This window comes from Demequina sp. NBRC 110051 (assembly GCF_002090055.1).
GTDB lineage: Bacteria > Actinomycetota > Actinomycetes > Actinomycetales > Demequinaceae > Demequina.
This window is the reverse complement of the sequence record NZ_BBRH01000007.1, coordinates 53326-76441: the sequence shown is the minus strand read 5'-3', so window position 1 is coordinate 76441 and position 23116 is coordinate 53326. Positions and strand designations below refer to the sequence as shown.

23 protein-coding genes are annotated in these 23116 nt (G+C 71.2%); 22 read left to right on the top strand and 1 reads right to left on the bottom strand.

Features of this window, described 5'->3' with window-relative positions; translation table 11 throughout:
* From B7K20_RS01940 to B7K20_RS01910, 7 genes are read left to right on the top strand one after another with little or no spacing between them, the layout of a single operon-like run.
* Positions 1-1377, top strand: a complete 1377-nt coding sequence (locus B7K20_RS01940; RefSeq protein WP_084099842.1) for a DUF58 domain-containing protein — start codon at positions 1-3, stop codon at positions 1375-1377.
* On the top strand, positions 1374-3962 hold the full coding sequence (locus tag B7K20_RS01935; protein WP_084099841.1) for a transglutaminase domain-containing protein: 2589 nt from the start codon (positions 1374-1376) through the stop codon (positions 3960-3962). The genes B7K20_RS01940 and B7K20_RS01935 overlap by 4 nt, the downstream gene beginning before the upstream one ends.
* Positions 3959-5857: an FHA domain-containing protein gene (locus tag B7K20_RS01930; protein WP_144018481.1), complete on the top strand. Its 1899-nt coding sequence runs from the start codon at positions 3959-3961 to the stop codon at positions 5855-5857. The genes B7K20_RS01935 and B7K20_RS01930 overlap by 4 nt, the downstream gene beginning before the upstream one ends.
* On the top strand, positions 5854-6669 hold the full coding sequence (locus B7K20_RS01925) for a PP2C family serine/threonine-protein phosphatase (RefSeq protein WP_084099839.1): 816 nt from the start codon (positions 5854-5856) through the stop codon (positions 6667-6669). Before B7K20_RS01930 ends, B7K20_RS01925 begins: the two co-directional genes overlap by 4 nt.
* A complete protein-coding gene (locus B7K20_RS01920) occupies positions 6666-7265 on the top strand; it encodes a hypothetical protein (protein ID WP_084099838.1) in 600 nt (199 codons plus the stop codon). The genes B7K20_RS01925 and B7K20_RS01920 overlap by 4 nt, the downstream gene beginning before the upstream one ends.
* Positions 7262-8017 carry a hypothetical protein gene (locus B7K20_RS01915; protein ID WP_084099837.1) on the top strand — a complete coding sequence of 252 codons (756 nt, stop codon included), beginning with the start codon at positions 7262-7264 and terminating at the stop codon, positions 8015-8017. The genes B7K20_RS01920 and B7K20_RS01915 overlap by 4 nt, the downstream gene beginning before the upstream one ends.
* Positions 8014-12618 carry an FtsK/SpoIIIE domain-containing protein gene (locus B7K20_RS01910; protein ID WP_084099836.1) on the top strand — a complete coding sequence of 1535 codons (4605 nt, stop codon included), beginning with the start codon at positions 8014-8016 and terminating at the stop codon, positions 12616-12618. The genes B7K20_RS01915 and B7K20_RS01910 overlap by 4 nt, the downstream gene beginning before the upstream one ends.
* A 5-nt stretch (positions 12619-12623) precedes the next feature.
* Here B7K20_RS01910 and B7K20_RS01905 read toward each other — a convergent pair whose 3' ends face one another.
* The gene (locus B7K20_RS01905; RefSeq protein ID WP_084099835.1) at positions 12624-13190 is read right to left on the bottom strand and encodes a hypothetical protein; all 567 of its coding nucleotides are present in this window, start codon (positions 13188-13190) and stop codon (positions 12624-12626) included.
* 161 nt (positions 13191-13351) lie between these two features.
* Here B7K20_RS01905 and B7K20_RS01900 point away from each other — a divergent pair, with 161 nt between their 5' ends.
* The 15 genes from B7K20_RS01900 (at position 13352) to gcvT (ending at position 23058) form a co-directional block, all read left to right on the top strand.
* On the top strand, positions 13352-13648 hold the full coding sequence (locus B7K20_RS01900) for a WXG100 family type VII secretion target (protein WP_084079433.1): 297 nt from the start codon (positions 13352-13354) through the stop codon (positions 13646-13648).
* Between the two features lie 57 nt (positions 13649-13705).
* Positions 13706-14023, top strand: a complete 318-nt coding sequence (locus B7K20_RS01895; protein WP_084099834.1) for a hypothetical protein — start codon at positions 13706-13708, stop codon at positions 14021-14023.
* Between the two features lie 102 nt (positions 14024-14125).
* Complete coding sequence (locus B7K20_RS01890) at positions 14126-14380, top strand: hypothetical protein (protein ID WP_084099833.1); 255 nt, start codon at positions 14126-14128, stop codon at positions 14378-14380.
* Between the two features lie 108 nt (positions 14381-14488).
* Complete coding sequence (locus tag B7K20_RS01885; RefSeq protein WP_084099832.1) at positions 14489-15565, top strand: hypothetical protein; 1077 nt, start codon at positions 14489-14491, stop codon at positions 15563-15565.
* Positions 15562-16104 carry a hypothetical protein gene (locus tag B7K20_RS01880; protein ID WP_084099831.1) on the top strand — a complete coding sequence of 181 codons (543 nt, stop codon included), beginning with the start codon at positions 15562-15564 and terminating at the stop codon, positions 16102-16104. The genes B7K20_RS01885 and B7K20_RS01880 overlap by 4 nt, the downstream gene beginning before the upstream one ends.
* A gap of 107 nt (positions 16105-16211) precedes the next feature.
* Positions 16212-16658, top strand: a complete 447-nt coding sequence (locus B7K20_RS01875; protein WP_144018480.1) for a hypothetical protein — start codon at positions 16212-16214, stop codon at positions 16656-16658.
* A gap of 68 nt (positions 16659-16726) precedes the next feature.
* Entirely contained in the window at positions 16727-17257 is a 531-nt protein-coding gene (locus tag B7K20_RS01870; RefSeq protein WP_144018479.1) for a hypothetical protein, read from the top strand.
* Positions 17258-17366: 109 nt separating this feature from the next.
* Positions 17367-17663: a WXG100 family type VII secretion target gene (locus tag B7K20_RS01865; RefSeq protein ID WP_084079433.1), complete on the top strand. Its 297-nt coding sequence runs from the start codon at positions 17367-17369 to the stop codon at positions 17661-17663.
* Between the two features lie 60 nt (positions 17664-17723).
* Positions 17724-19424 (top strand): hypothetical protein, encoded by a 1701-nt coding sequence (locus tag B7K20_RS01860; RefSeq protein WP_084099828.1) that lies wholly within the window; start codon positions 17724-17726, stop codon positions 19422-19424.
* 63 nt (positions 19425-19487) lie between these two features.
* The gene (locus B7K20_RS01855) at positions 19488-19895 is read left to right on the top strand and encodes a hypothetical protein (RefSeq protein WP_144018478.1); all 408 of its coding nucleotides are present in this window, start codon (positions 19488-19490) and stop codon (positions 19893-19895) included.
* A 52-nt stretch (positions 19896-19947) separates the two neighbouring features.
* On the top strand, positions 19948-20379 hold the full coding sequence (locus B7K20_RS01850) for a hypothetical protein (RefSeq protein ID WP_084099826.1): 432 nt from the start codon (positions 19948-19950) through the stop codon (positions 20377-20379).
* A gap of 98 nt (positions 20380-20477) precedes the next feature.
* Positions 20478-20873: a hypothetical protein gene (locus tag B7K20_RS01845; protein ID WP_144018477.1), complete on the top strand. Its 396-nt coding sequence runs from the start codon at positions 20478-20480 to the stop codon at positions 20871-20873.
* A gap of 4 nt (positions 20874-20877) precedes the next feature.
* Positions 20878-21180, top strand: a complete 303-nt coding sequence (locus B7K20_RS01840; protein ID WP_144018476.1) for a hypothetical protein — start codon at positions 20878-20880, stop codon at positions 21178-21180.
* Positions 21177-21821, top strand: a complete 645-nt coding sequence (locus B7K20_RS01835; protein ID WP_084099823.1) for a hypothetical protein — start codon at positions 21177-21179, stop codon at positions 21819-21821. Before B7K20_RS01840 ends, B7K20_RS01835 begins: the two co-directional genes overlap by 4 nt.
* A gap of 10 nt (positions 21822-21831) precedes the next feature.
* On the top strand, positions 21832-23058 hold the full coding sequence (gcvT, locus tag B7K20_RS01830; protein WP_255372751.1) for a glycine cleavage system aminomethyltransferase GcvT: 1227 nt from the start codon (positions 21832-21834) through the stop codon (positions 23056-23058).
* Positions 23059-23116 lie beyond the last annotated feature (58 nt).

The window sequence follows — 23116 nt, the reverse complement described above, 5'->3', positions numbered from 1 at the left end:
ATGGCCACCCGCACCCGCCGCCGCGGCGACACCGGCACCCGCACCCGAGCGGATCACACCCGCACGGGATACACGCGCACCCACACGCAGGTCTCGGACGAGGGTCGCGGACGCTGGGTGGCGCTGGGGCTGTGGGCGCTGCGGGTGTCGCGCGTGGTCGCGGCGTGGGTGTCGCGCGCGTGGGATGCGGTGCGCTCGGTCACGACGGCCGCGGGGTGGGCCGTCATCGTGTGGACCCTCGCGGGCGCCGTGGTGGGCCTGGTGCTCGGGTGGGGCGAGTTCCTCATCGGCGCGGCCGTGGGCCTGGTGCTGCTGCTCATCGCGCTGCCGTTCCTGGTGGGGCGCGAGCCGTACGAGGTGGACTTCCGGCTGCTCCACGATGCCGTGGTCGCCGGCCACGCCGCCGAGGCCGAGATCGTGGTGCGCAACCCCGCGTCCCGTGTGGCGCTTCCGGGCAGGGTCGACGTGCCCGTCGGCGAGGGGCTCATCGACTTCCAGGTGCCGCTGCTGAGGCGGGGGCACGAGCACACCGAGCCCATCGTGATCCCCGCCACGCGCCGCGGCATCGTCGACGTGGGCCCCGCGACCACCACGCGTTCGGACCCGCTGCGGCTGCTGCAGCGCACCTTCCACTGGGCGGACGTCCAGACCCTCTACATCCACCCCGTGACGATCGCCGTGCCCAGCACCTCCCAGGGCTTTGTGCGCGACCTCGAGGGCCGCTCCACGCGCACCCTCACCAACGAGGACATCTCCTTTCACGCGGTGCGCGAGTACGCGCGCGGCGACGCGCAGCGCCAGATTCACTGGAAGTCGACGGCGAAGACCGGCACCCTGATGGTGCGCCAGTTCGAGGAGACGCGGCGCTCCACCCTGTCGATCGTGCTCGACCTCGACGAGCGCTCCTACGCGGACGACGCCGAGTTCGAGATGGCGGTCTCAGCCGTCGGCTCGCTGGGCGTGCGCGCGGTGCGCGACGGGCGCGACGTGCAGGTGGTCGTCTCGGGCGAGGTGCCGGAATTTGCGCGCGCAAGTGTGCGGTCCCTTGAGCAGCTCGCGGTGACCACCCCGCGCCGCCTGCTCGACGACCTGTCCGGCGTGGACCGCAGCCCTCACGTGGTCGCGATGACGAGCCTCACGCGCATGCTGGTCGAGGTCACCAACGACACCTCGCTCGCGTTCCTGGTGACCGGCTCCCAGGCGGCGCTGCCCGACATCTCGGCGGCCTCCCTCGCCTTTCCCGCGGACGTCGCCGTCGCTGCGGTGGTGTGCGACCCGCACTCCGAGCCCGGCCTTCACGCCCTGGGCCGCACGCGGCTGCTGAGCTTGGGCATCCTCGACGACCTGCGCCAGCTGCTCGCGAGGGGTGCGGCATGAACGCGCGCGCTTCGCGTCCCGGCCGGCGCACCCGGACCGCCACCACGACGCTCTCTTTCGCGCTGCTCAACGCCGCGTTCATGGCGGCCGGCGCGGCCGTCGCCGCCTGGACGCTGTACCCCGTCTACGAGTCGAGCCGCTACGTGGCCTCGGCCGCCCTCGCGGTGGGAGCGGGTGCGGCGATCGCCGTGCTGTGTGACCGGCTGCGGTGGGGAGGCGGCCGGGCGGCGCTCCTCGCGCTCGCGGTCTACGTCGTAGGCGGCCTCGCGCTCGTGGTGCCCGGCGCCACGAGCGGCGTTGACTCCGCCCTTGGCGCCGCGTTTGAGTTGCTGCGCGGACCGGTGCTGGGCTGGAAGGACATCGTCACCCTGCCCCTTCCGCTGGGCGAATACCGCGCCACGATCGTGCCCGTCTACGCGGCGCTGCTGACCGGCACCACCCTCGCGTCGTGGTGGGCGCTGAGGTCCGAGCGTCGCTGGGGAGCCGCCGCCGGCGTGCTCGCCGCGCTCGAGGCGCTCGCGATTCTCATCGGCCCCGTCACCCGTGCGGACACGCTCGCGTGGGCGCCGCTGGGCACCTTCGTCAGCCGCGAGCTGGTGGTGGGGCTCGCGCAGTTCCTGGTCATCCTCGGGTGGTTCGCGTGGAGAGCCTCGTACGCACGCAGGCGCGCCATCGCGGTCACCCGCGCGGCCGGCGGCGCGCACCTGGCCGGCACGCCCAGGCACAGGATGATGGCCGATGCCGGCGCCGGGTTGGCGATGCTCGTCGCCGCGGTGGTCCTCGGCGTGGTGATCGCCGGGCCTCTCGCCGCGGCCACGCCGCGCGAGGTGGCCCGCAGCGCGATCGAGCCGCGCCTCACGGTCGACTCGACCATCACGCCGCTGGCCTCGTTCCGCGAGAACTTCTCGGACGACGCGTACGACGCGGTGCTGTTCACTGTCGCCGTGGGCGAGGGCTCGGTGGACCGCGTGCGGATCGCCTCGCTGCCGTACTTCGACGGCGACACCTACAGCGCCTCAGCCCCCGAGGGTGCGGCCCCCGCGCGCTTCCAGCGCGTCCCGTCGCGACTGCCCGGCCCCGACGGCGCGAGCGCCGTCACGGCTCAGATCGGGATCTCCTCGGGCGGCGGCGTATGGGTGCCCGTGGTGGGCGAGCTGGGCGACATCACCTTTGGCGGCCCGCGCCGCGCGCAACTGGTCGACAACTTCTATTACCTGCCCGAGGCCGATGCCGGGGTGATGGCCCTCGAGTCGGGCGTCGCCTCGGGCGACACCTACGAGGTCACGGGTTACGTGCAGGGCGACCTCACGGTGGCCGACCTGGGCTCCTCGCCCGGCGCCGGCAGCGTGCCAGCCTCCCTCATCCCCGACTCGCTGCGCGACTGGGTGGCCGAGCAGTCCGTGTCGCGCGACGGCGAGGGTCTCGAGGAGTTGGTGCGGCGCCTGCGTGCCCGCGGCTACCTCAGCCACGACCTCGAGCAGCCCGAGCCGGGCTCGCGGTGGGTGAGCGAGCTGGGCCAGTACACGTTCGTGTCGTCGGCGGCGGGGCATTCCTACGACCGCATCGACCGGTTGTTCACCGCGCTGAACGAGCGCGCCGCTGAGGTGGGCGACGGGGCGTCCGACGCTCAGTTGGTGGCCGCCGCGGGTGACGACGAGCAGTTCGCCGCCGCCACGGCACTCATCGCCTCCTCCCTGGGCTTCCCGTCGCGCGTGGTGCTGGGCACCCGGCTCGCCAGCACGGACGCCGACGTCGCGCCCGTGTGTGACGGCGGCGAGTGCCGCGGCGCCAACATGACGGCCTGGGTTGAGGTGCAGGGCACCGAGGGCGCGTGGGTGCCCATCGACGTCACCCCGCAGCACGCCAACCCGGTCTCGCCCGACATTTCCTCGCAGCGCGACCCCGAGTTCGCCTCGCCCCTCGACCCGGAGAAGGCCGAGGCGATCGTGCCTCCGGCCACCCAGCGCGGCACGTCGGACGACACCGAGCCCGCCGAGATCGAGGAGCCCGCCGAGCCGGCCTGGTGGCTGCCCATCGTCCAGATCGCCGGCCTGAGCCTGCTCGCCGTCCTGATCCTCACCGGGCCCGTCCTCGCCATCATCCTGTGGAAGGTGATCCGCAGGCGCCGACGCCGCGGCCGCGAGCCGGCCGAGGCGGTTCACGGCGGATGGGACGAGTACCTCGACATCGCGGCCGACGCCGGCTTTGACGCCATGCCGCTCGCGACCCGCGCGGAGGTGGCCGCCGCCTACGCCTCGCCGCACGCGGGCACCATCGCGACGCTCACCGACCGCGCCACCTTCTCGGGCCGTGACACCTCGCGCGAGGAGGCGGACCGCTTCTGGGAGCTTGTCGACAGCGATCGCCGGCACTGGTTGGCCTCGCGCGGGTGGTTCACCCGGCTGAGGATGCGCCTGTCGCTACGCTCGCTATGGCATTCCCCCTCGAATGCTCCGGCGGCTCACGGCACGCCGACACAGACCGACCGCCAGCACTGGCGCAGCGACCACACTGGGGCGACGGCCCGCCGCCGCGGGCGGCCGGGATCGGGCTCGGTGGGGTCAGGGAAGGACGGAACACGGTGACAGCAGTTGCCTTGATGGCTCTCGCGCCGATAGGTGTCGCGCTCGTGGTGGACCTGGTGTGGATGGGTCTCGCGCTGGGCGCGGTGCTGCGCAAGCTGGGCCAGTCCGGCGCCATCGCCTTCGTGCCCGTCATGCGCTGGGTCGCGGCCGCACAGGCGGCGCGCATGTCGCGCGTCGCCGTCGGCCTCGCCCGCGGCATCGGCGCCGTGGGCCTGGTCGCGATGCTCGCCGGGTTCGCCTGGATCCTCCAGGAGGCCGATGCCGCACCTCCCGCCGCTCGCCTCACCCTTCTCGCGGGTGCGCTGACGTACGCGCTGGGCACCCTCGTGGGGTGGGTGCTGTGGATCTATGGCTCGGGCACCATTCAGCTGCGCCTCAAGGCGCCATCGGGACTGAGTTGGGTCGCGGCGCTCGCGCCGCACATCTGGGCGTCCATCCTGGGGTGGGGGCGTTACTCGATGGCGGGACGCACCGATGAGGCCGCCCGTCGTGCGTCCGAGGTTCAGCAGGGTCCGATCCGCTCCCAGGCCGTCGCCGCCTCCTCGTTCGCGCTGCGCTCCGAGGACGGGGCCGATGCCCCGGTCGCCTCCCGTACGCCCGCCGAGCACTCCTCGTCGCCGCTGTCTCCGTACGCGCCGCCCGCGTCTGCCGCGCCGGCCGAGGTCGATCCTGCCTCGGAGCCCGCGCCGCAGGAGCATGCGACCGACGGCCCGCCCGTCGCGCCGCTCGCGGTGACGCCCTTCGCGCCGGTGACGCCCCCGGCTCCCGTCGAGCCGTACGAGGACGCGCCGGCCGCGGCCTCCGCGCAGGAGTCCCGCGGATCCCTGCCGCCCGGCTGGACGGCGACGCCTCCCGAGCGCGTCTCGCCGTTCACCCCCGCCGCGGCAACGCCGCCGCCAGCCGACATGCGCGCGCTCTCGGCGCCCTCGGCCGACGACGTGCCGACGCTGTCGGCGCCCACACTCGATGCTGCATCCGCCGCCATCCCGGTCGTCGCGGCGGCGACGCCGAGCGCTCCGACGGAGCCCAGCGTGGCCTCCGCGCCGAGCCCCACGTCGGCTCCCAGTGCACCGTCTGTTCCCAGTGCACCGTCTGTTCCCAGCGCACCGTCCGCGCCCTCGGCACCCACGCCCGCTCCCGTCGAGGCCGCGACCGACACCCTCGCCATCTCGCCCTACCTCACGGCTGCGCAGGATGCCGCTGGGGACGGCGAACCTGAGCCGGCCCCTGCCGCCGAGCCAGACGCCGTCCCGGCTCCCGCGCCGGCACCCACCGTCGCGCCGGCGCCCGAGGTTCCGGTCGCGCCCGCGGTCTCGCCGTACCTTGCCCCTGCGCCCACGGGCGAGGCGGAGCCGCAGTGGCTCGTCGAGGCGCGCCGTCAGGCACAGCAGCAGGCCCCGGCCCCGTCGGTGCCCACCCCAGAACCCGAGGCCGAGACGGCCGCGGTCCCGAGCCTCCTCCCGCCCCTTCCCGAGCCCATCGCTGAGGCGAGCGAACAGGAGGAGCCGGCCACGGCATCGGCCGCAACAGATGACGACGCGGACGACAGGACGGTGCTGGCCGCGAGGCGGCGCGTCACGTGGAGCCTCGAGGTGGGTGCGGACCGCTACGAGTTGCCCGACGGCCCCATCGTGATCGGCCGCGCGACGCCGGGGGGCGGGGCGGACCGGATCGGCATCGTGGATGCCACCCGCACCATCTCGAAGGTGCACGCCCGGCTGGAGCCTCGCGGCGACCGCTGGTTTGTCACCGACATGGGCTCGACCAACGGCACGGTGGTGCGCGGAGCCGGTGGCGCGGAGATCGAGGCGGGCACGAGCGAGGCGATCGAGGTGATCGGCACGCTGCTGCTGGGCGACCTCGAGGTGAACTTGACGCGCGAGGGGGACGCATGAGCGAGGGACACTGGAGTGTTGGCGCGGGGGCGACCGACGCGGGGCCGCGGCCGCGCAACGAGGACAGCTTCCTGTCGAGCGGCCCGGTCCACCTGGTCGCCGACGGCATGGGCGGCCACGCCGGGGGAGCGGCGGCGAGCGCGGCCGCGATCGATGCGTTCCGTCCGCTGGCCGAGCGCAGCACGCTGACCCCGGAGGATGTGACGGCGGCGATGACGACGGCGCACGCGGACGTGCTGGAGGTGGGCCGCCGCGTGGGTGCCGAATCCGGCACGACCCTCACCGGCGCGATCGCCGTCGAGCACGAGGGCGAGCCGTGGTGGATGGTGGTCAACGTGGGCGACTCCCGCACCTACCAACTCGATGGCACCGAGGTCAGACAGATCACGGTCGATCACTCGCACGTGCAGCAGCTGGTCGACGCCGGCAGGATCACGGCCGACGAGGCCGCGCACCACCCGGACCGCCACATCATCACCCGCGCCCTGGGCGACGGCGTCGACGCCTTCGACGCGTGGCTGGTGCCGGTGGTGCCCGCGAGCAGGCTCGTCATCGCGAGCGACGGCCTCACGGGCGTGGTGTCGGCGTCGCTGATCGGCTCCGTCGCCGGGCTGTCCGACTCTCCCGAGGATGCCGCCGAGCGCCTGGTGGAGGCCGCGCTGCGCCACGGCACGGGAGACAACGTGACCGTGGTGGTCGCTCAGGCGCCCGCGACCGTGACGCCCCATCACGCCGTCGCCGAGCCGTGGCCGCTGTGGCCCGAGGACGACGACGACACGCGCGGGGCGGTGGCGAGGACTCCCTCGGCATGAGCGCGGAGCGGGGGGACGAGGACATCTTCGACGACGTCTTCGACGACGCCACGCGCCTGAGCGCGCGCAGAACGGCGCCGGACGACGACGCGACGCGTCTGGCCTCGCGCCGCGGCGGTCCCGATGCGCCGGACGACGTTGACGAGGCCACGCGACTCGCGTCGCGGCGCGCGGCGCTGACCCCCGAGAGTGGCGCGGCGGACGCCGGCGAGCCCGCGGGGGACACCGGCCCCTCCTCGAGCGCCGACGAGACCACGCGCGCCGCGGGCCGTGGCGCGCGCACCCGCCGCCGGCCCATGCTTCCCCCCGGCGCGCCGGCGACGGACCTTCCTCGCCAGGGTGACTTTGGGGCCGAGCACGATCGCTACGAGACTCGCCCCACGCCGGTGGTGCCGCCGCCAACGCAGCCGGCCACGGCATCGGCCGTTCCCAGTGAAGCGGTCCGTGCCGTCCTCACGCCGGACGAGGTCGCCGCGAAGCGCGAGCGGGCGCGCCGCAAGCGCCTGGCGGGCATCGCGATCGCCGTGGCGGCGGGAGCGGCGCTCGTCACGGCCGTCGTGGTGGTGGCGCTCACCGTGCTGCAGGGGGCCGCGTGACCGGCCCCCTGACCGTCACGCACGGTGACACGGAGGTGGTGGTCGAGCCGGGACGCACGCTCACGATCGGGCGCAACGCGGACGTCACGATTGACGACAACCCCCACCTGCACCGGCGGTTGCTGAGCGTCCACGAGGATCAGGGCTGGTGGTGGCTCACCAACGTCGGCAGCGCAATTGCCGTCAGCGTGGGCACCGAGGCGGGGCACTTCCAGGCCCAGCTGGGCCCGGGCGCGACGCTGCCCCTGGTGGTGCCGACGCTGCGCGTGCGCTTCACGGCGGGCGCGCGCACCTACGAGGTGATCCTCACGACGCCCGATGCCGTCATGACGCCATCGTCGCCCGAGCCTGCCGGGGGCGACGTCACGCGCGCGCCGCTGCGCCTCAGCGAGAGCCAGCGACTGCTGGTCACGGCGCTCGCGGAGCCCGCGCTGCGGGAGCCAGGAACGGGACTGTCGTCGATGCCATCCTCGGCCGAGGCAGCCGGACGGCTGGGCTGGCCCCTCACGACGTTCAACCGCAAGCTCGATGCGGTGTGCGCCAAGCTCGACGGCGCCGGTGTCGAGGGGCTGAGGGGTGGGCCCGGTCACCTCGCGAGCAACCGACGTGCGCGGCTCGTGGAGTTCGCGCTCGTGTCGCGGCTGGTGACGGGCGCCGACCTCGACGCGCTCGAGGCGGGCGGCGGGGACGGGGCAGGCGACCCGATGCGGCCGCGGAGCGAAGACGACACCTTGACCGGGAGGACGGCGTGAGACTGCGCGCGACGCTCGAGCGAACCACGGGGGCGCTCGAGGACATCCAGATTCAGGCCGATCCCGGCGCGACGGTCCAGGACGTGGCGCGCTCGATCGTGGGCGACGACCCCCGCGGCGAGTACGGCGACCGCGCCTATGCGGGCGGCCTGACGCTCGAGGTGCGCGCGACGGACGGCACCCACGCGGTGGAGACCTTCGACGGCCGCGACACCCTCGACGACCTGTCGCTCGGCGACGGCATCCTGATCCGCGTGGTGCCCGAGCAGGACGCCCCGCGGGTCGCGGTGGGCGCGCTCATCATCGTCGACGGCCCCGACGAGGGCGTCCAGCTCGCCCTCTATCGCGGCACCTCGACCATCGGCCGCGCGGATACCTGCGACGTGGTGCTCGACGACGACATGGTCTCCAAGCTCCACGCGCGCATCCACGCCACGGCCGACCGCATCGAGATCGTGGACCTCAACTCCGCCAACGGCGTGATCCTGGGCGACGCCCTCGTTCCCCGTGCCGACGTGACGCACGGCGCCGCCGTGACGCTCGGTGCGACCACCCTGGTGGCGCGGCTGTCGCCCGACGCGGAGCCGGTCAGCCCCAGCGTCCTCACCCGGGTCCACACCCGCACCCCGCGCGTCGAGACTCGCTTCCCCACCCGCGAGCTTGAAGGCGCCGCCCTGCCCATCCCGCAGGAGAAGCAGCCGTTCCCGTGGCTCATGGTCGCGATGCCCGCCGTGGTGGGCCTCGCCGTCTACGCGGTCACGCGCTCGCCGCTGTCGCTGATCTTCGTGGCGATGAGCCCCGCGATGATGCTGGGCAACTTCGCGACGGGAGCCTCGCGCCGCAAGCGTCAGCTCAAGGAGGCGATCGCGACCTTCGAGCGCCAGCTGGCGCGCCTCAGCGAGCGCCTCGATGGCCTGCGTGACGAGGAGGCCGTGGCCCGCCACGCCGAGTCGCCCTCCCTCGAAGACATCAACGCCGCCGCGTCCGCGACCGGCGAGCAGCTGTGGACGCGCCGGCCCGAACACTGGAGCTTCCTGTTCGCGCGCCTGGGTGTGGGCACCGCGCCGTCCCGCGTCACCGTGAAGGAGCCCGAGGGGCGCGACCGCGCGCTGCCGGACTACGAGGAGCGCTTCGACGCGCTCGTGAACCGCTACCGCGACATCCCCGACGTCCCCATCGTCGAGGACCTGTCGCAGGCGGGCGCGCTGGGCATTGTGGGCCGCCGCTCGTACACCGCCGCGTATGCGCGCGGCCTCATCGCCCAACTCACGGGCCTCCACGCGCCGGCCGATGTGGTGGTCACCGGCATCGTCGGCCCCGAGTGGGCCGAGGAACTCCAGGCGCTCAAGTGGCTGCCGCACGTCGCCGCGGGCTCTGAGCTGTTGGGGGCGCCGCTCGGAGCCACGCCGCAGGGCGCCATCGACGTGGTGTCACGCCTCGAAGAACTGGTGGACGCGCGCTCGGGCGGCAAGGACGCGCCCGTCCCGCTGGGCGCCATCGCCGCGGAACAGGCCGCCTTGAGGGTGGGCGCGGGCATCGGCGAGCGCGGCACGGATGCGTCCGGGTCCACGACGCCTCCTCCGGCCGTCATCGTCGTGATCGGCGACGACGCCCCGCTCGAGCGCGCGCGCCTCATCCAGCTGATGGAGCGCGCCGCCGGCCGCGGGATCATTCCCGTGTGGCTGTCGCGCTCCCGCGCGGCGCTGCCGGCCGCGTGCCGCACCTTCGTCGAGTTCGACGACACTGCAGCGGCGGCGGCGCACTTTGTGCGCGTGGGCGCGGTCATCGCGCCCATGGCTGTCGAGGGCTTCAGCGCCGCTCACCTGTCCCACTTCGCGCTCGCGTTGGCGAGGACGGCCGATGCCGGTGCGGCTGCCGCCGACGTGTCCGACATCCCGCGGACCGTGCCCATGCTCGACCTGGTCGGGTCGGACCTCGCGGTGGACGCCGAGGCGGTCGTGGACCGCTGGCGCCAAAACGGCTCGCTGGTGCCCGCGGGCGCGGCGACCGAGGTGGCTCCCCACGGTTACCAGCCGCGCCTGCGCGCTCTGGTGGGCCAGGCGGCCGCCGGCGCGCTGCACATCGACCTGCGCACCGAGGGGCCTCACGCGCTCGTGGGCGGCACCACAGGCTCGGGAAAGTCGGAGTTCCTCCAGGCCTGGGTGCTGGGCATGGCCGCCGAGTACAGCCCGCAGCGCGTGACATTCCTGTTTGTCGACTACAAGGGTGGATCGGCCTTCGCGGACTGCACGCAGTTGCCGCACTGCGTGGGCCTCGTCACGGACCTGTCGCCGCACCTGGTGCGCCGCGCCCTGGTGTCGCTGCGCGCGGAGCTGCACTTCCGCGAGGAATTGCTGAACCGCAAGCGTGCCAAGGACATCCTCGCGCTCGAAAAGCGCGGCGACCCGGAGTGCCCGCCCGCTCTCGTGCTCGTCATCGACGAGTTCGCGGCGCTCGCCACCGAGGTGCCGGACTTCGTCGACGGCGTGGTGGACATCGCCCAGCGCGGCCGCTCCCTGGGCATCCACCTCATCATGGCCACGCAGCGGCCCGCGGGCGTCATCAAGGACAACCTGCGCGCCAACACCAACCTGCGCGTGGCGCTGCGCATGGCCGACGAGGCGGACTCGCGCGACGTCATCGGGGACGTCTCCGCGGCGCAGTTCTCGCCCGAGCTGCCCGGCCGCGCGGCCCTCAAGTCCGGGCCCGGACGTCTCACCCGCTTCCAGTCGGCGTTCGCCGGCGGGCGCACCGCGACCCAGTCGCGCGAGATCCACCCGGACGTATTCTCGTTCGGCTTTGGCGGCCTGGTTCCGTGGGAGCGTCCTCGGGTGGCGACGGCCGATGCCGCGGTGGGCCCCACGGATCAGCAGCGCCTGGTCTCGACGTTCGTCGCGGGCTCGCGTTCCGCACGGATCGCGCCTCCACGCCGACCCTGGCTCGACGAGCTTCCCACGGCGATCGCGCTCGAGGACATCGTGGGCGGCTCCGATAGTCGCCTGCCCTTCGGTGTGGTCGACGTGCCGCAGCGCCAGCAGCAGCAGCCGCTCGCCTTCGAGCCCGAGTCCGACCAGAACATGATCGTGTTCGGCGCCTCGGGGGCGGGCAAGACCACGGTGCTGCGCACGCTCGCGGCCGCCGCCGGGCACGTGACCGAGGGCGCCGTGCACGTCTACGGGCTCGACGCGGGCGGCTCCGCGCTGCGCATGCTCGAGGCCCTGCCCCACGTGGGCTCCGTCGTCTCGGGCGACGACTCCGAGCGGGTCATGCGGCTCATGCGCATGATGCGCTCGACGGTCGAGGAGCGGGCGGTCCGCTACGGCACGGCGAACGCCTCGACGCTGACCGAGTACCGCGAGCTCGAGGGGCGCCCCGACGAGCCGCGCGTGGTGCTGCTGCTCGACAACTTCCCGACCTTCCGCGCCGAATACGAGGGCGTGCCCGGTCGTGCCGAGGCCTACGCCGCACTCCAGGCCGTGATGCAGGAGGGCCGCGCCGTGGGCGTCCACGTGGTGCTCACGGCCGACCGCGCCGCCTCGATCTCCAACTCGCTCCAGGCCACGGTGCAGAAGCGGGTGGTGATGCGCCTGGCCGACCAGGACGGCTACTCGCCGCTGGGTGCGCCGCGCGACATCCTCGATGCCGAGTCGCCGGCCGGCCGCGGCATCGTCAACCGGCTCGAGTGCCAGGTGGCCGTGCCGCACGGGCTGACGAACGCGCGCGACCTAGCGCAGGCGTTGGAGCGCGACGCCGCGGTGGTGCCGGCGGCGACGAGGGCGGCGGCGGAGCCCGTGGGCTCGCTCCCGTCCGAGTACTCGCGGTCCGAGATGCCGTCCGAGGTGGACGGCCAGCCCGTGCTGGGCCTCAGCGACGTCGAGCTCGCACCGCATCCGTTCGAACCGGCCGGGGCGCTGATCGTCGCGGGCGGTCCCGAGTCGGGCCGCACCACGGCGCTGTATTCCTTGGCACAGGCGGTGCGCCGATGGAGGTCCGATGCCGTCCTGGTCGCCCTGGGTGCGCGCCGCGACGCGGTGACGGACTGGGAGGGCTGGGACCTTGCGGGGGCCGACGCCGAGTCGTTGGGCGACCTCGGTGCACTGGTCGACGCGGCGACGGCTGCAGGTCGCCCCGTGGCGCTGTTCGTCGAGGCCGCGACCGATTTCGCGGACACCCCCACGGAGAAGGTGCTGACCGAGATGCTCAAGCGCGCACGCACGGGCGACCTGCTGGTGGTGCTCGAGTCCGACGTCGTGGACCTGGCGGGCTTCGGTGCCCTCAAGTCCGAGATCAAACTCGCACGCCGCGGGGTGGTGCTGCAGCCCGAGACGGGCGACGGCGACGCGATCCTCAAGACGACGTTCCCGCGCGTCTCTCGCTCCGAGTTCGGGCCCGGGCGCGGCCTATGGGCGGCTTCCGGCCGAGTGGCTCGCGTGCAGATGCCGCTGCCCCTGGCCCTCGACGACCCGGCGGGACTGCCGCCCGCGGCGGCGGTCTTGCCTCAGGCTCAGGGCGCGGAGCCCCCCGCCAACCCGACCCCGGCATCGGTCCCCGTCACCAAGCCGAGCGTGCCGGACTGGGCGATCGCTCCCGGACGGGAGTAGCGCGGCTACGGCTGGGGGTAGTCGCCAAGCGTGGCGAGTGCCTGGGGTGCCGTCGCGGCCACGGGAGCAAGACGTTTCCGGTCGCGCTTGACAAGGGCGAGCCACGGCCCGAACTCGACCATGAGGGCCGTGCCTTCTTTGACGACGATGGTGAGGGTTTCCTGGCCGTCGGTGCCCGAGCCGTGACCCGCTCCTACGAGCGTGATGCCATGCCGCGACACGGTGAAGGCGGGCGCGCCGGGCTCAAGCCACACCGCCAGGCCGTGGGGCTCTACGGCGAAAACGACAGGGGAGAGCCGCGGCGAGAGCCGACCATGCCAGCCGTGTGCCGACGCCACCGCGATAGCGCCGGGGAGCGCGAGCGAGGCGATCAGGGGGGCGCTGGTCTCGGCGCGTACTGCGCGGGCAAGGCGCCGGGGCCTCAGCAGCATCGGCACGGTGAAGGCGGCGATCAGCGCGAGGACGATCGCGAACGCCGCGATCCAGATCACGGCGGGCGTGCCAGCCATGATGGACCGCCACAGCAGGGCGCTGACGCCGATGACGCCGAGGGCGACTCCGATGCGGGACATGGGTCTCCTCGTCATAGGTGGGGGCGGGCGGCGGCCAGTCTACGAGGCGTGACGGTTCTGTCACATGGGGAGTTCTCCTCATTGTGGCTGGTGTGGGGGCGGGTTAGGGTGCCTGTGTTCTTATCGGGGGGCATATGCCCGTTTTTCGAAGGAGTGCCATCGTGGCGAACCTCAATGTGACGTATGAGCAGATGCAGGCGGCGGCGGACAAGCTGCGTGCCGGTCAGGCTGAGATCGAGCAGAACCTGCAGAACCTGAAGTCGCTGGTGGGTCAGCTGGTGGCCGACGGCTTTACGACGTCGTCGGCGTCTGGTGCGTTCGATGCCTCGTACACGGAGTTCAACACGGGTGCGACGCAGACCATTCAGGGTATTGATGGCATGGCGCAGTTCTTGGTGAAGGCGTCGCAGGCGCTGCAGTCCACCGACGAGGAGCTCGCCAAGTCGCTGGGCCGCTAAGCCGCTGAGAAGAAGGGGCGTCGTTGACCGGCGCCCACGGGGGAAGGACGCCGCACCATGGGCGGAACGCTGAGGGTTGATGCCGACGCGCTCGTGCAACTGGGTTACGACCTGCGCCAGGTGGCGCAGGAGTTCGATCAGGCACAGACGAATGCTGATGACGTTGCCACGTGCGCAGGACACGCGGGTCTCGAGGGCAAGATCAGGCACTTCGCCAATGGCTGGGACGACCGTCGAGTACGGATGATCGACTCGATCGCGGGCCTGGCTGAAGCCGCCCACGGCTGTGGTGACGCATTCTCGAAGGCGGACACCGAGTTGGCAGCCGCGCTGGAGGGCGCCAAGCAGCCCGCCCAGTTGACGACGGAGCGGTGAGCAGTGTCCCGACCCCTGAACTGGCATCCCCTCGCGAGCGCTGACCCTGTGCCCGGGAGTCCCGACGGCCTGGAGCACGGCGCAACTCACTATGCGCGGATTGTGACGTCGATCAAGAACGCGTCGAGCAGCCTTGGCGAGATCGAAACCATGGACGGTTTCGAGTCGAACGCTGTCCGTGAGTTGAGCGCGAGAGCTAAGGAAGTGCGCGAATCGCTCGTCGACGTCAAGGAAAGGTACGAAGCAGCGTCCACGGCACTGGGGTTGTATGCCGCTGAGTTGCGTGCGGCACAGGGCACCGCAGACGGTGCGCTTGCGGATGCTGTCGAGCACGACAAGAGCTACCACGCCGCTTAGGACGACGAGGCGTGGTGGCGTACGCAGGCGAACAACGCGCAGTACGAGGGAGACGAGGAGCGAGCGTCGCGATACCGCGGCTACGCGGATGATGACGCGCAGATCGCCGTGGCTGCGCTCAACGCGATTAACGCCCTTCGTGGCGAGGCCTTAGCGTCTGCGGTCACTCGACGCGACACCGCAGCGGAGACCGCGATGGGCTCCTTCGACGAGCTCACGGGTGACGGTCTCAACGACGGCTGGTGGCAGGACTGGGGATCCAAGGTGGTCGGCGTGATCTCCAAGGTGGCGAGCATCGTGGCCTCGGTCGCAGGCGTGCTGGCCCTCGTCCTGTGCTGGGTGCCCGTGATTGGGCAGGCGCTCGCGGCGATCGCCCTCATCGCTACCGCCGTGGGTCTGGCTGCGGACCTCACCCTCGCCCTGACGGGCGAACAAGGCTGGGGCGAGGTCATCGTCGGGGCCGTCGCGATGGCAACCTTTGGTCTCGGGCGGGTCGTCACCTCGGCGTTCCGTCTGAGCGCGATGACACGGGGAGTCCAGAGCGCGACCGCCGCCGCCAATACGTCGGTCACCACATCCCGTGCCGTGACATCGACGCGGGTGTTTGTGGCATCGGCCGACGAGGTCGTGATGGCCCAGCGCACCGTGGTCACCGAATCGGCGGCCATTCATGCGGTGCGACCCGCTCAGTTCGCGGACGTGGTGGCAGCCAAGGGCGGCTCCATGCGCGTGATCGGGGAAGCGTTGCGCCCGGGGGTTGCGTACCGCGAGACGATGGACGCCGCGAAGGGCATCACGATTCTCGGGGACCGTGCCGCGACATCGGCGGCCTTTGCTGCCGGCAGGGAAGCCATGACAACCGGGCCGTTGTCGGCGCGGTTTGCGCACGCCTTTGTCGGCACGGGCGAGGCGGCAATCGTTCGCCAGGCCGACATCGACCACACCGTGGTGGCGCGCCTCGTCAGTGGCGCGGGCTTACCGTCGATGGAGTCGGCAGTGCTTGGCTCCGCGCCGGTGGGGTTGACCGCCACCGGAGTGGGGGCGGTCCAGGTGTTTGACGCGGCCCAGACGGCGGATGGGGCCGTGCGCACCGTCAACGAGGTTTCGTCGCCCGGCTTTGACTTTGCTACGTGGATCACCGGTGAGGATGACCTGCGTTCGGCCCCGGATAGGCTTCGCCTGTGATGTCGCGCAGTGTTTCCACGGTGGCAGTGCCCCCGGTGCCCGAATCGATCGACCAGCCTGTCCTGGCATGGCCGGAGGCGGTTGTCCTGGGGCTGGCGATTGCAGCGATCGCGATGTTCACGTGGCCGCTGGCGCGAGCGATGTGGCCGTGGTCTAAGCCGCGTGAGGTGTCCGACAAGCAGTCCAAGACGTGGGTGGTCGCGTTCGTCGCGATCCCGGTGTTTTTGGTCGCGGCCTATTTCATTGACGGCGCGGTGGACGACTACTACGACGAGCTCGATGCCGACAGAAACGAGGAGATCGCTTCCGTCGCGCAGGGCGTCGCTGCCGACCTGGCCGATCAGACCGGTTTCACGCTCGACGAGGATGGCGTCAGGTTGCTGGAGCGTTACCTGAGCATTCAGTACCCGCGGGAGGATCCGGTCGTGGCCTCGGGTCCTGCCGGCGCGGCGACGGATTGCATCCTCGCCTCAACGGAAGAATCCGACGACTACATCGTGAGTCTGAGCTGCCCTGCTCCGATGGAGGAAGCGTCGTGAGGGTTGCGGTTCCTGGTTTTGCCGATGTGATGCCTACGTGGCCACACCGGTCGCTCAGTGACAACCACGACCTGTTCGAGCGCTCTTACGAGGAGCCTGCTCGGTCGGTGGTGCTCGCGGCGGCGCGCCAGCACGAATTGTCGCTGGCTCAGACGCCTGGCGTCGCCTACGGAATGCTGTGGGTTCCCGACAAGACGACGGGCGTCGTGATGGGGACCGGGAGTGTCACGAGGGGCGTCTTCGACGAGCCGATGGACATCGACCGCGTGTTGGAGCAGGTCAACTTCTATCAGCGCTCGTTCAGGGAGAAGGTTCACCAGTTCGAGCACGGGCGGACACCCGATCTGGACCTCGGTCCGACCGGATATCAGGCGCTCAAGCGCACCCGCCGCGGGAGCCGTGAGATTGAGTGCATCCATACGTTGTACGTCATGCTCGACGAGCTCACCGTGGCGGCCTTCACCATGTCGTGGCTCGACCCAGTCCATGAAGAGGCGATGTTAGGCGACATGGTCAAGGTGCTCGCCTATTCCAGAGTCGTCGAGGTGCCGTGACAGGCGCCGGTGCGGCCGGCATCGTTCTTCCGCGAGGGTGGTTTGCTTTTGCCTTGCAACCTGCGGGGATGCGCGAGTCAGGTGTGCGAGACCTGGTGTCACGGCAGTTCCGGGGTAGCGGGGGCACGTCTGAGGTGCGAGCGTCGGTGCACGGCGCGATGTCACGAGTGGCGGCCGATGCCGCACGCGCCGGCGGCGCTCTCCTGGCGATGGACCTGACGCTCATCGACGGGGTGCCCACGCCCAGCACACTGGTGGTCTTCCGACCCACCGTGCCTTCGACGGCAGCCGAGGTCGCTGATGGCCTTCGTGGCACGCCCGATGTGGAGGTGGCCGAGGGCGCTACCGGTCCCATCGTGCGGTGGGTGACGGTGCAGTCATCGCCCGAGTTCGACGGCGTGCAGGCCGTCGAACAACTGAAGGCGGAGTACTGGCTCGACCCTGGTGATGGGCACGGGCTCTATCACGCGGTTTTCACGTCCCCGCTCGTGTCGCTCCGCGACGCGCTTGTCGACCTCTATGACGTGATGGTGTCGTCGGTGTCGACGGCACCGGAGGAACCGGGGATTGTCCGCGCGAGGCCCGCAGCTTCGACGTGACGGTTCTGTCACATGGGGAGTTCTCCCCATTGTGGCTGGTGTGGGGGCGGGTTAGGGTGCCTGTGTTCTTATCGGGGGGCATATGCCCGTTTTTCGAAGGAGTGCCATCGTGGCGAACCTCAATGTGACGTATGAGCAGATGCAGGCGGCGGCGGACAAGCTGCGTGCCGGTCAGGCTGAGATCGAGCAGAACCTGCAGAACCTGAAGTCGCTGGTGGGTCAGCTGGTGGCCGACGGCTTTACGACGTCGTCGGCGTCTGGTGCGTTCGATGCCTCGTACACGGAGTTCAACACGGGTGCGACGCAGACCATTCAGGGTATTGATGGCATGGCGCAGTTCTTGGTGAAGGCGTCGCAGGCGCTGCAGTCCACCGACGAGGAGCTCGCGAAGTCGCTCGGCCGCTAAGGCACACGGAGCCGGGCGCCGCGGGATACCGCGGCGCCCCTTCACGTGAGGACGGGTGCCATGGCGACCTTTGAACCCCTCGAGGGCGATCCCGTCGCGCTCGACGGAGAGGTCGGTGACCTCGAGGCGAGCGTGAGCGCCATCGATGATGCCATCGAGTTGTTGTACTCGACGGAGTCGAGCCTGACCGGCGACGCCGCGGCGGAGCTGTACGCGCGCTCGCTCGACGCGAGCATCGCGCTCGACGAGGCGCGCGACCGTTACGCCGGCACGGCGCGCGCGCTACGCACCTATGTGGTCGAGATGCGCGCCGCTCACGAGGCTGCTGACGCTGTGCTCGACGCCGGCGCCGCGGCCGTGACGGAGCAGCAGAACGCCGCCGCCGCCGCGTGGACCGCGAGCAACGCGCTCGCCATCGCGGAGAGCCAGGCCGCGCCCGAAGGTCGGATCGAGACCCTGCGCGAGGAGGACTACCAGGCGCGACGGCGGGTCGCCAGGGCCGAGGAGTCCCTCACCGACCTGTCCGCCACGTGGCAGGCGGCGAAGGATCGCCAGGAGCGCGCGGCCGAGGCCGCCGCGAACGCGATCCGCGACGCGATGGACGCCACCAACGACGGCTTCTGGGACGGGGTCGGCGACTTCTTCTCGTCGATCGGCGAGGGTCTCGCGGCCGCGTGGAGCTGGACCGTCGACATGCTCAAGGGGATCGGCGAGTTCCTCGTCCAGTTCGCCGGCCTGGCCCTCGTCTTCCTCGTGATGGTGGCGGTACTCGTCCTCACTCCTCTGACGCTCGGTGGTGCCCTCGTGGTGGGCGCACTGTTCTTCGCGGCGAGCGCGGCCGTGCTCCTCGCACTTTCTCTTTCGCAGGACTCCGGCGAACCGGTCTTGGCCGAGGAGTACCCGGCGGAGACCCGCAGCGCCGATCCAGACGGAGAGGGCCGTGAGGCGACGGCCGCCTCCTACGAGGCGCTCTTTGGCAAGGAGTTGAGAGAACTCGACTCCGGGACAGGGCGCATGCCCACCTACAACTCTGACGGTGAGTTGACGGGATGGGAGGCGCGCGAGGATCCCGCGTCGCTGGTGCGTGTCGTCGCCTTGCGCGACGAAGACACGGGAGAGGTGATCGGATGGCGGGTGGAGCTGCCGTCGACACAGGAATGGGGGATGTCCACCTCGTCCCTCAACGACCTGCCCACTAACGTGCTCCACGCACTTGACCCGTGGCGCCAGACGCAGATGGAGACGGCCGCGTGGGATGCGATGCAGCGTGCCGGCGTCATGACGTCGGACGCGCCGGTGATGCTCACCGGGTGGTCGCAGGGAGGGATGACCGCGAGTGAGCTCGCGATCGATGATCGCCTCGCGGGCCGCGACGTGTCCGTCGTCACGGCTGGCAGCCCCGTCGACTGCTTCCGCCACGAGTTCGCCGCGAGAGGCGTCCAGGTGACATCGTTCACTCAGTCGGACCTGGTCTCGGGACTCGAGGGGCTACGCACGAGCCCCGCTGACCTCGTGACCGCCGACCCGGGCTTCGTCCAGCACTTCGCGTGGGGCGTTGACCACACGGCCCAGGGATACGGCACTCTCGCGGGCTCTGCTCAGCCATCGCTGCGCCCCGGAGATGAGCGCTTCTTCGCGAACTTTGGCGATGGTGTTCATGAAGAGGTCCACACGTACGAGTACCAGCGCCCCGAGGACGTCGTCAGTCTCGCCCCGGGGCCACTGGGCGAGAGTGTCCCTGCCGCGGCAGGGCAGGTGTAGGAAGAGACGATGAAGACACGACGCACGGCTGGGGCCCCGGTCCCCGCCCTGAGGGGAGCACTCGTGGCAGGACTCTTGGGATGGGCATTGTCGGGCTGTGCCCCGGGCGCGGAGGACCGATCGGCCGACGCCGACCAGGCCTTTGCGAACGTCGACCATGTCCTGTCTGCGCAGACCGTCGCCAGCGCACCGGGGCTTCCGTCCAACCGTGCGTATGCGACGCAATTGACGGTGGAGGACGGGCTCGAGGAGGAGGCGCTGGCGGAACTCGTGGCCGCCACGCTTGCGATCGCGGGCGACACGCTGCTGCCGTCCGCGAACGCCGGAGTGGATCTGACCTACTCCGACTCGGCGGGTCTGATCGACCTTCGCCCCGCTGAGGAGGCATTCGCGCAGGTGCAGCAGATCAATGACGTTGCCTCCGAGCCGCGCTCGGGGACGCTGGTCCTCACCCAGGGCGGCTCTCGGTGATGTGCCGCCGTCAGGTGACTGCGTGAGGCCGCGCCCCGCGAAGGGAATCATGATGGCCTCAGTGTTGGCAGGTTTGCTGGGCGGGTGTGCCGGCTCTGCGCCCGACGTCACCGCGGGTGACCAGGCGATTGCCCAGCTCGGTCACGTGGTCGAGGCCTCCACCGACGTGACCCAGCCGGGCGCGCCGCGCAACTGGCACCTCTTCACCCAGGTCATCGTCGAGGACGACCTCGCGCCGGAGGCGCTCGCGCAGGTGGCCGACGCGACCATCACGATCGCTCAGGACGAGTGGCCCGATCAGGTGCCGTCAGGGATGTCCTTCTCCTTTGTGGGCGAGCAGCGCGGCGCAGACATCCAGTCGGCGGTGCCGTACCTGGGCACCGTGGACGGGCAGCCCGTAAGGTTGGCGGGCAAGGAGATCGCCTTCACGAGCGAGGAGCTCGCGGCCTATGACTCGTCGGCCGACGCGGGGGAGTCGTCGTGAGCGGAGTCGTGCAGGAGCGACATCGTCGCAGGAGAGCGCCTCGATGGCTCGCGATCGGCACGATGGTGGGGCCCTTTGCGGGCGTTGTGTCGGGATGCGTGGGTGGCGACTCGGTCGCCGCGGAGAGACAGGAGCTCATCGCGCAGGTGGAAGGCGTCGTCACGGTTGACGCCGACGCGAGCGAGCCCGGGCTGCCGCGAAACTGGCTGTACTTCGCGAGCATTCAGGTCGAGGAGTCGCTGTCCGACGAGGAGCTGAGCCATACGGTCGACGGCACCGTGGTGGCCGCCAGGGATGCCTGGGCCGCGACGGCGCGCGGAGGGGTGACGCTGACGTACACCCTCGCGGACGCCGCGGCGGACCTCCGCGGGCTCGACCCGGTGCTGGCCGACGCGCTCGGGGTCACCGACTACGACCTCGGCGGGGCCAGGCTGAGCTTCACCGACGATGCGCTCGAGGCGTACGTCTCGCCCTATAGCGACGGTGCGGAGTGACGCGGTGAGCGGCGACATCGTCATCGAGGACGCGTATCTCGAACGGCTCAAGCAGGGCTACGACGACGCACGGGAGACCTTCCAGAACGCCTCGCGCCATTCGGGAGCCATCCCCGGCCTCGTGGGTCACGGCGGCCTGTCGTCGCGTACGCGCGACTTCTACGAGGGCTGGGATTCCAGGCGCACCGACCTCATCGAATCCCTCCAGGGATTGGCCGATGCCGTGGTGCAGATCGACCGGACCTTTACCGAGGTGGATCAACAGTTGCGCGATTCCGCCGCGGCCATGGGTGAGCCCGCCCCGTGAGCACGCCGCCGGGCGCCCAGCTCGCGCTCACGCTCGTGGGGCGCTGGCATCGGTTCGAGTCGTCCGACCCTGAGGCGCTGCGGCGCCAGGTCCATGCCTACGCGCGCTCGACGGTCGGCAAGCGCGACGACCAGGCGACGGCGCGCGCCGAGTTACGGGCCCGTCTGACCGAGGTGGTCGCAGAGGCCGCTCGGCACCGTGCGAGCGTGGTGTTCGTATGCGAAGAGGTGAGCCCCGGCGTGGCCCTGCCAGCCATGGTGACCGTCTTCCATCCGATGGCGGCGCCCTCACCCGACCCAGCCACGGCATCGGCCCCCCGCGAGGGCGTTCTGGAGGCGATGCGGCGCGACCTCGTCGCGACGCACGCGGCGGGCAAGGAATCCGCGTGCGTCCTGGTCGAGGCGGGCGACGGCGAGGCGCTTAGGGTCGTCATGATCGACGAGGCCGAGGTCGTCGAGGGCGCCCCCACCAGCCGCGTGCGATCCGTCAGGGCCGACTATTGGGTGCTGTGGCCCGACGGTGACAAGGTGTCCCTCGTGTCATGTTTCACGCCATTGGGCGATATCCCGCACGCCATGGTGCGGCTCTTCGACGCCATCGTCGCGCGCGCCAGAATCGTGACCGAAACACGGGTCGCGTAGTTTTGGGGGCGTGAGCACCACCGAGACCGCCGCCCTGCGTTCGCCGCTGCACGACGAACACCTCGCGCTCGGCGCGACCATGACCGAGTTTGCCGGCTGGGACATGCCGCTGCGCTACTCGGGCGACGTCGCGGAGCACAGCGCGGTGAGGACGGCAGCGGGCCTGTATGACCTGTCCCACATGGGCGAACTCATGGTGACCGGACCGGATGCCGCGGCGGCGCTCGACTACGCACTGGTGGGGCACATGAGCCGCATGCGTCTGTGGGCGGCGAAGTACACGATGATGTGCGACGCGCACGGTGGGATCGTCGATGACCTGGTGGTCTACCGGCGGGATTGGGACCACTTCATGGTGGTCGCGAATGCGTCTAATCGGGTGACGGTGGCGGGCGAGCTCGCGGCGCGCTTCGCTGCGGGCGGCTTCGACGTGTCGGTCAGCGACGAGACCGAGTCGTTGGCCCTGATCGCGGTGCAGGGTCCCGCAGCAGCGGCGATCGTGGGCTCCCTGTGCGCCGCGGGCGAATCGGAGCCCGCGACGCTGAAGTACTACTCGGCGGCACACCTCCTGCTCGAGGGCGGTCACCACGCCTTCGTGGCGCGCACCGGATACACCGGCGAGGACGGGTTCGAGCTGTTCGTCGGCGCGGACGTGGCCGGGGAGGTGTGGCGTGCGGCGCTCGCGGCCGGTCTCTCGCACGGCCTGATTGCGTGTGGACTGGCCTCGCGCGATTCGCTCCGCCTCGAGGCAGGCATGCCGCTCTACGGTCACGAGCTGTCCGCCGACACCACCCCCTTCGATGCCGGCCTGGGCCGCGTGGTGGCCTTCGAGGGTCCCGCGGTGGTGCTGTCATCGGCGCAGCCGGGCGCCGCTGCGGCGGGTGCGGGGCTCAGCGACCAGGTAGACCCGCGTGCGGTCTCCGTGGAGCGGGGCGCCTTCGTGGGGCGCGAGGCGCTCGCGGTCGTGGCCGCCTCCGGTCCGGCGAAGGTGTTGGTGGGGCTCGTGGGTGACGGCCGACGCTCGCCGCGCGCAGGCTATGCGGTGACCGATGCCGCGGGAAACCAGGTGGGCATCGTCACCTCGGGCATCCCGTCGCCGACCTTGGGCCACCCGATCGCTATGGCGTACGTGCCGCCCACGATGGCGGAGGTGGGCACCGAGGTGGGCATCGATGTGCGCGGTCGGCGCGAGCCCATGCGGGTGGTCGCGCTACCGTTCTACAAGCGGCAGAGTTAGCCGGCTGGTCGGTACAAGAGCGGGCGGAAGTTCCTGTGGGTGGCAGTTCCCATCCGCA

Excerpts from the sequence above, each read along its gene's own strand:
- B7K20_RS01940 (WP_084099842.1), top strand. The coding sequence starts at position 1 with ATGGCCACCCGCACCCGCCGCCGCGGCGACACCGGCACCCGCACCCGA.
- B7K20_RS01935 (WP_084099841.1), top strand. The coding sequence starts at position 1,374 with ATGAACGCGCGCGCTTCGCGTCCCGGCCGGCGCACCCGGACCGCCACC.
- B7K20_RS01925 (WP_084099839.1), top strand. The coding sequence starts at position 5,854 with ATGAGCGAGGGACACTGGAGTGTTGGCGCGGGGGCGACCGACGCGGGG.
- B7K20_RS01920 (WP_084099838.1), top strand. The coding sequence starts at position 6,666 with ATGAGCGCGGAGCGGGGGGACGAGGACATCTTCGACGACGTCTTCGAC.
- B7K20_RS01905 (WP_084099835.1), bottom strand. The coding sequence starts at position 13,190 with ATGTCCCGCATCGGAGTCGCCCTCGGCGTCATCGGCGTCAGCGCCCTG.
- B7K20_RS01895 (WP_084099834.1), top strand. The coding sequence starts at position 13,706 with ATGGGCGGAACGCTGAGGGTTGATGCCGACGCGCTCGTGCAACTGGGT.
- B7K20_RS01870 (WP_144018479.1), top strand. The coding sequence starts at position 16,727 with ATGCGCGAGTCAGGTGTGCGAGACCTGGTGTCACGGCAGTTCCGGGGT.
- B7K20_RS01860 (WP_084099828.1), top strand. The coding sequence starts at position 17,724 with ATGGCGACCTTTGAACCCCTCGAGGGCGATCCCGTCGCGCTCGACGGA.
- B7K20_RS01850 (WP_084099826.1), top strand. The coding sequence starts at position 19,948 with ATGGCCTCAGTGTTGGCAGGTTTGCTGGGCGGGTGTGCCGGCTCTGCG.